The organism is Streptomyces sp. SD31, from assembly GCF_052068475.1.
GTDB lineage: Bacteria > Actinomycetota > Actinomycetes > Streptomycetales > Streptomycetaceae > Streptomyces.
The window spans coordinates 85383-92051 of sequence record NZ_JBQHCX010000027.1 but is presented as its reverse complement, the minus strand read 5'-3'; the positions used below and the strand labels follow the sequence as shown (position 1 = coordinate 92051).

9 protein-coding genes and 1 pseudogene are annotated in these 6669 nt (G+C 71.1%); 6 read left to right on the top strand and 4 right to left on the bottom strand.

Annotation, left to right across the window (positions count from 1 at the left end; genetic code table 11):
* Nucleotides 1-100 precede the first annotated feature (100 nt).
* Entirely contained in the window at nt 101-1087 is a 987-nt protein-coding gene (locus ACTMVF_RS40555) for an alpha/beta fold hydrolase (RefSeq protein ID WP_441276109.1), read from the bottom strand.
* Between the two features lie 144 nt (nt 1088-1231).
* Between ACTMVF_RS40555 and ACTMVF_RS40550 the strand changes: the two genes are divergently transcribed.
* The 4 genes from ACTMVF_RS40550 (at nt 1232) to ACTMVF_RS40535 (ending at nt 3838) form a co-directional block, all read left to right on the top strand.
* Entirely contained in the window at nt 1232-1861 is a 630-nt protein-coding gene (locus ACTMVF_RS40550) for a helix-turn-helix domain-containing protein (RefSeq protein ID WP_441276108.1), read from the top strand.
* Between the two features lie 354 nt (nt 1862-2215).
* Nucleotides 2216-3220 (top strand): esterase/lipase family protein, encoded by a 1005-nt coding sequence (locus ACTMVF_RS40545; protein ID WP_441276107.1) that lies wholly within the window; start codon nt 2216-2218, stop codon nt 3218-3220.
* A 122-nt stretch (nt 3221-3342) separates the two neighbouring features.
* A complete protein-coding gene (locus ACTMVF_RS40540; RefSeq protein WP_441276106.1) occupies nt 3343-3630 on the top strand; it encodes a hypothetical protein in 288 nt (95 codons plus the stop codon).
* Nucleotides 3590-3838, top strand: coding sequence for a hypothetical protein (locus ACTMVF_RS40535; protein WP_441276105.1), 249 nt, complete (start codon nt 3590-3592; stop codon nt 3836-3838). The genes ACTMVF_RS40540 and ACTMVF_RS40535 overlap by 41 nt, the downstream gene beginning before the upstream one ends.
* A gap of 129 nt (nt 3839-3967) precedes the next feature.
* On the opposite strand, the gene ACTMVF_RS40530 is transcribed toward ACTMVF_RS40535, so the two are convergent.
* A complete protein-coding gene (locus tag ACTMVF_RS40530; RefSeq protein ID WP_441276104.1) occupies nt 3968-4315 on the bottom strand; it encodes a winged helix-turn-helix transcriptional regulator in 348 nt (115 codons plus the stop codon).
* 64 nt (nt 4316-4379) lie between these two features.
* Here ACTMVF_RS40530 and ACTMVF_RS40525 point away from each other — a divergent pair, with 64 nt between their 5' ends.
* A complete protein-coding gene (locus ACTMVF_RS40525; RefSeq protein WP_441276103.1) occupies nt 4380-5273 on the top strand; it encodes an NAD(P)-dependent oxidoreductase in 894 nt (297 codons plus the stop codon).
* Here the strand turns inward: ACTMVF_RS40525 and ACTMVF_RS40520 are convergent.
* Both ACTMVF_RS40520 and ACTMVF_RS40515 read right to left on the bottom strand, forming a co-directional pair.
* The gene (locus tag ACTMVF_RS40520) at nt 5242-5367 is read right to left on the bottom strand and encodes a hypothetical protein (RefSeq protein WP_441276113.1); all 126 of its coding nucleotides are present in this window, start codon (nt 5365-5367) and stop codon (nt 5242-5244) included. The genes ACTMVF_RS40525 and ACTMVF_RS40520 overlap by 32 nt on opposite strands.
* A gap of 94 nt (nt 5368-5461) precedes the next feature.
* Nucleotides 5462-5572: pseudogene (locus ACTMVF_RS40515) on the bottom strand (RraA family protein); the annotation flags it as partial.
* A 164-nt stretch (nt 5573-5736) separates the two neighbouring features.
* On the opposite strand from ACTMVF_RS40515, the gene ACTMVF_RS40510 reads away from it, so the two are divergent.
* Entirely contained in the window at nt 5737-6588 is an 852-nt protein-coding gene (locus tag ACTMVF_RS40510) for a nitroreductase/quinone reductase family protein (RefSeq protein ID WP_441276102.1), read from the top strand.
* Nucleotides 6589-6669 lie beyond the last annotated feature (81 nt).

The window sequence follows — 6669 nt, the reverse complement described above, 5'->3', positions numbered from 1 at the left end:
ACAGGAGGCGCTGGAAGCGCGAGAGAACACGTCAGGTCAAACGCCATCACCGGTGACACCTAGCGCTGGAAGTCACAGACTCAGAGGTAGCCCGCCTGGTTCAGCCCTGGATGGTGGCGAGCCAGTCGGTCAGCAGGCTGTTGACCTCGTCGGGGCGTTCCTGCTGGATCCAGTGGCCGCAGCCGTCCAGGAGGTGGGAGGCGGACAGAGCGGGGAGAGTGGTGGGATAGGCGTCGATGGCGTCGGACATCCAGGTGGTGGAGGCGTCCAGGGCGCCGCCGATGAACAGGGCGGGCTGTTTGATCGGGGCTCCGCGGTGCGGGGCGAGGTCTTCCCAGTCGCGGTCCATGTTGCGGTAGCGGTTGAGGGCGCCGGTCAGGCCGGTGCGCTCGAACTCCCCTGCGTAGACGTCGAGGTCCTCCTCGCTCAACCAGGCCGGGAGCGGGTCGGCGGGGAAGCGGTCGCGCAGCCGGCCGCCGTGGGCGACGAAGTGCGGGTCGGGCTGGCCCTCGGCCGGCATGGTGTCGGCGGACAGGGCCGCGTAGAAGCCTGCGAGCCAGCCCCGGACGTCGGGCTCGATCTCCGCCTCGGCGCGGCCGGGCTCCTGGAAGTAGGAGACGTAGAACTCCTGCTCGGGGCCGCCGATCTGGCCGAAGATCTCGGTGGGGCGGGGGCCGCCGGGCGGCGTGTACGGGACGCTCAGCAAGCCGACCGCGCGGAAGACTCCGGGGTGGAGCAGGGCGGAGGTGGCGGCGATGTTGGAGCCCCAGTCGTGGCCGACGACTACCGCGCTCTCCTCGCCGAGGGCGCGCACGACGGCGACGTTGTCCTCCACCAGGTCGAGCATTCGGTAGGCGTCGGTCGCGGCGGGCTTGGAGGAGCGGCCATAGCCGCGTACGTCGATCGCCACCGCCCGGTACCCGGCCGCGGCGAGGGCCGGGAGCTGGCGGCGCCAGGAGTACCAGGACTCGGGGAAGCCGTGCACGAGCAGGATCAACGGGCCGGTGCCCTGCTCCACCAGGTGCACGCGCCCGGCAGGGGCCTCGACGGTGCGGTGGCGAAGTGCGGCGGTCGGCTCGGATCGCATGGGGACTTCTCCTCGGTTCGCGGGCGGCCGGCGGGAACCCATCAATCATGCGGCGCTGCGGCCACTCGGCGCGATCAGCGTTGCCATTCTGGCAAGCTTGCAGGACAGGGGGGTGAAGGGGCACGGCGGGAAGGAACGGGGACGGTGGCAGGGGACGACGTGGCCCAGACGCTGGCGGCGGTGGGGCCCCGGCTGCGGGTCGTACGCGAGCGCCGTGGCGTCACACTCGCCGATGTCAGCCGCGCGACCGGCATCTCGCCCAGTACGCTCTCGCGGATCGAGACCGGTCGGCGCAAGCCCACCCTGGAGGTGGTGCTGCAGCTGGCGACGGAATACGGGGTCTCCCTGGACGAGCTGGCCGGCACCGCACCCGCCCCTGCGGCCGAGCCCCGCAGCCCGGCGCCGTACAGCTTCGGCGACGACAAGGCGGTGTTGCCGCTGACCCGGTACGTCGGTGGCCTGCACGCCCACAAGCATGTCCTGCCTGCCGTCGCGGAGCCGCCTGGGCGGCCCCGGCAGATGTCCCACGAGGGCCACGAGTGGCTGTGCGTCCTGTACGGGCGGCTGTGGCTCGCACTCGGCAGCCAGGACCTCATCCTGACTGCCGGGGACGTCGTCGAGTTCGAAACCCGCATCCCCCACGGAGTCGCGAACGCCGGATCCGACGGACCGGTCGAGTATCTGATCATGTTCGGGCCTCAGGGAGAACGTCTACGGCCGCGCACCCCTCCAGCCGCTGGTCGCGGAACTGGATCCAGAAAGGCTGCTGAATGAGCAGTTGTGACAGGCCGCGTGCCTCGTCGGTGAGAACTTGAACGGAGCCGGCAGACCAACGAGGCCGGGGAGCAGATGTCGACGCCGGCGGCTGACATTCGGCACTTCCTCGCTTCCTCGCTTCCTCGCTTCCTCGACAGGGGTGAGTGGCCGTGACCGCCGGCCTTCGGATCACCTGGACGTCGGTGGGAACGCAGCCCGTCCGCATCCCGTCCGTCCGCATCCCGTGGGCTGGACGGATGAAAGCGGTCTGCTCCATAAGTGGGGCCGCGAGCGGCTGTTGAGCACTGTGTGGATCCGCCCCTCGATCATCTTCGCGTCGGCGCCCGGCCGGCCTGAGGCGAGGAGTGGCGCGTGTCGGATCGGATTGTTACCCGGAGACGGTCGAACCTGCTGCGCGCCAGGTGGGCCGCGGTCTGTGCGGGGCTCGCCCTGTCGCTGGCCGGGGCTCTGCAGGGCGCGGCGGTCGCCTCCGACGCGCCCGCGCCGCCGCGACCGCCGGGCCGGCTCCTCGATGTCCCCGCGGCGTTCGTCGGCGGATTCGTCCACCCGGACGTGCCCCCGGCAGGGGCCGACGACTGGAGCTGCCGGCCCACGCGTGAGCACCCGCGTCCGGTCGTACTGCTGCACGCGACCTGGACGAACGCCTATTCCGACTGGAGCATGCTGGCTCCGTGGCTGAAGCAGCAGGGCTACTGCGTCTTCACCCCCAACTACGGCGGCGCGCCGGGCAGTCCGTTCAAGGCCAGCGGGCCGATCCCGGACTCCGCACGGCAGATCGCCGGATATGTCGACCGCGTACTCAAGGTCACCGGCGCCCGCCAGGTCGACCTCGTCGGGCACTCCCAGGGCGGCGGTGTGACGCCCCGCTGGTATCTGCGGTTCGAGGGCGGCACGGATCCCGGGCAGCCGAAGCGGAACAAGGTGCGCCGCCTCATCGGCCTGGCCCCGTCCAACCACGGCACGACCGCTCTGGGCCTCGGCACACTGGCCACCAAGCTGGGTCTCAACCCGACCGTGTCCGCCCTGGTCGGCCAGGCATGGTCGGACCAGATGGTCGGCTCCGAAGTGAACAGGAAGCTGGACCGGGACGGGGACACCCAGCCGGGCGTCCACTACACGGTCATCGCCACCCGGTTCGACGAGGTGGTCACCCCCTACACCAACCAGTTCCTGACCGCGGGACCAGGCGCGACCGTCCGGAACATCACGATCCAGGACGTCTGCCCCCAGGACCTCTCCGAACACCTCTCGCTCGCCTACGACACCAACGCCGCCCAACTCGTCACGAACGCCCTCGACCCCGCCCACGCGAAGCCCGTCCGCTGCGGAGTCTCCCTGCCCGTACTCGGCGGCTGAAGCCAGGCGCACGTCACGGCCGGGCGGCGGGCGACCGCCGCCCGCTGGACGGTGACCGCCTCGCGATCTCCCCCGGCCCCCGCTCGTCCTAGGTTTCACAGACGTACTCCGGAACCGGGACGGTGAGTGTCCTGCGGGTGTTCGTCGGTGCGGCGGTGGCCGCGGCCCGGCCGGACGTGATCGTGCAGCAGATGACGGCGATCTCCATGCCGCACTCCGGCAAGCCGGACATCCGGCACTTCGACCGGTGGTTCGCCCCCACCAACCGACTGCGCACCGAGGGGACGGATCACCTGCCGGCCGCCGCCGAGGCGACCGGCGTCTCCCACGCGGCACCGGCTACTGGCTGTGGAGCAGGGGGCGAGGGGCGTGTTCAACATCGTCGACGACGAACCGGCGCCGGCCAGTGAGTGGCTGCCGTATCTGGCGGCGTGCGCGGGGGCGAAGCCTCCGCTTCGGGTGCCCACGTGGCTGGCCCGGCTGCTGGCCGGGGACGTCGTGGTGGTGACGATGATGACCGAGGGGCGCGGGTTCTCCAACGCCAAGGCCGGGCGGGAGCTGGGCTGGGAGCCGCGTTGTCCGTCGTGGCGCCAGGGGTTCCGGGCGGAGCCGGCCTGAGCCGTACGGCTCGTACCCACTTTTTTGTGGGTACTTGGCAGCGCTCCGCCGCCGTCCGACCCTGGATACGGGTGATCGACGAGGCGCCGGACGCGCCCGGTCGTGCGACGGACGGAGGTGGCGTTCAGGTCAGGAGGCCGACTGGGCCTCGGTCAGCCGCTCCAGGCGGCGGTGGCCCCAGTCGGAGAGCGGGCCGAGAGCCTCGGCCAGGTCACGGCCGTACCCGGTCAGGGAGTACACGGTCTTCAGCGGCAGGACGTCGTACACCTCGCGGTGCACCAGTCCGTCCGTCTCCATCTCGCGCAGCGCCTGGGTCAGCACCTTCTCGCTGAGGCCCGGCAGCCGGCGGCGCAGTTCCGCCGGGCGCAGCGGGCCGGACTCCAGCAGCCACAGCAGCGACGTCTTCCACTTGCCGTCGATCACGGCGATCGCGGCGGTCACCCCGCACACATTCGGGTCGTGGCGCCGATGCGTCATGTCCCACCCCTCATGCGACACCCCTTTTGTCATCAATTATCGCCACCCTACAGGGAGTTGAGTCATGTCTACCTACGTCGGCGAATCCGCCGTCACCGTCCTCGGTCTGGGCCCGATGGGCCGGGCCCTGGCAGGCGCGTTCCTGGACGCGGGGCTGCGGGTCACCGTCTGGAACCGCACCCCGGGGCGGGACCGGGAGCTTCTCGACCGCGGTGCCACGGCCGCCGCGTCCCCGGCGGAGGCGGTCGCCGCCAGTGCGCTGACCGTCGTCTGCGTGGTGAACTACGACGCCGCCGACGCCGTCCTGCGACAGGACCCGGTCACCGACGCGCTCAAGGGCCGTACGGTCGTGAACCTGTGCGCCGACACCCCGGCCCGGGCCCGGGACACGGCCGAATGGGCGGCCACGCACGGCATCCGTTATCTGGACGGCGCGATCATGTCGATGACCACGACCATCGGGACACCCGAAGCAGTGGTCATCTACAGCGGTCCGGAGGATCTCTACCGCGAGCACCTGCCCGTGCTGGAGTCGCTCGGCGGCACCCACACCCACCTGGGCGAGGAGGTCGGCCGGGCCGCCGCGTACGACATCGCCCTGCTCGACATCTTCTGGACGGCGATGTCGGGCTACGCGCACGCCCTGGCCGTGGCCCGGGCCGAGGGCATCACCGCGCGGGAACTGCTCCCCCACGCGCAGGGCATCGGCGCGATCATGTCGCCGCTCTTCGAGGAGTTCGCGAGGGACGCCGATGACGGCACCTACTCCGGCGAGCTCAACCCGATCACCTCCGCCGTGTCCACCATGGCCCACATCATCGAGACCTCCGAGTCCCACGGGATCGACGCCAGCCTGATGCGCGCCGCGGAGGGTCAGGCTCGCCGGGTCGTCGGGCTCGGGCACGGGACGGACGGGATCACCCGCGTCACCGAGCTGCTGGGCCGCCACCTGCGGTGACCCACTCCTCCAGGACGGCGAAGTCCCGGTCGGTGATCCCGTAGCGGTGGTCGACGCGGTGGACGAGGGCGGGCGCGGGGTGGTGGGCGGCCACCCAGGCCCAGTCGGCGCCGGTGATCTCGTCGTCGACTCAGACGGAGACGCGGCCCGAGCCGGGGGGCGAGGGCCGCGTTCGCGTCGTCCATCCTCAGCATGAGGTTGTCCTCGGGCGGGCACGACACGGTGAACGCCGGTCCGGCGACGCGCGGGACCGGTGCGGGACCGGTAGGGATGTCCTGGAATTCGGTCGCGGTGGTCATGGGAGCAAAGCTATGGTCGTGCCCATGACTGCCGGGTCGGCCATGTGCCGTGAGCGAGTTGGGTGTTGCCCGGCCTCTGAGTGAGGTCGCGGCGGGCCAGGAGCCCGCCTCTTTCTCTTCGCCTTCCGTCCATGAGGAAACCAGCGAGAGAGAAAGAGAAAGAGTTGCCCAACGATTTCAACCAACAGGTCATCGACGAGTTCCGCGCCAACAAGGGCCGCGTCGGCGGCTACTTCGAGGGCGCCCGCCTGATCCTCCTCACCACCACCGGCGCCCGCACCGGCCGCCCGCACACCACCCCCGTCGGCTACCTCCCCGACGGTGGCGACCGCGTCCTGGTCATCGCCTCGGCCGGCGGCTCCCCGAAGCACCCGGCCTGGTTCCACAACCTCGTCGCGAACCCCCGGGCCACCATCGAAAGCGGCGCGTTCACCTACGAGGCCCGGGCGGTCGTCCTCGAGGGCGAGGAGCGTGACCGGGCCTTCGCGCGGGCCGTCGAGGCGGATCCGGGCTGGGCGGCGTACCAGGAGAAGACGGAGCGGGTGATTCCCGTGGTCGCCCTGTACGAGATCGCCCAGGGCGGCCCCCCGAACATCAACGCGTCCTCCATGGGCGAGGCCATCAAGGTCGTCCACGACGCCTTTCGCCGCGAACTCGCCCTGATCCGCGAGGAGATGAGCAAGAGCGTTGAGAAGGGCGGCAGCACCCTGGGCGCCCAGCTCCGCGTCAACTGCCTCACCTTCTGCGCCGGCCTCCACAACCACCACACCGGCGAGGACCTCGGCATGTTCCCGGTCCTGGCGGAGCGCCATCCCGAGTTCGCGCCGGCCCTGGCCCGCCTCCGGGAGGAGCACGAGCGCATCGCCGCCCTCGTCGAGGACCTGCGTCGCGTCGTGACCGCCGAGCACCCGGACCCGGCCGCCGCCCGCACCGAGGTGGAGCGCCTCACGACGGAGCTGGAGGCTCATCTGACGTACGAGGAGGAGCAGTTGATCCCGGTCCTGGAAGCCATGTAACGGCCGACGGTGACGCACGGGAGCCCGCCGCCGCACAAGCGCCGAAGCCGCCGGCACCAGCGCTGAAGCCGCCCGCACGAC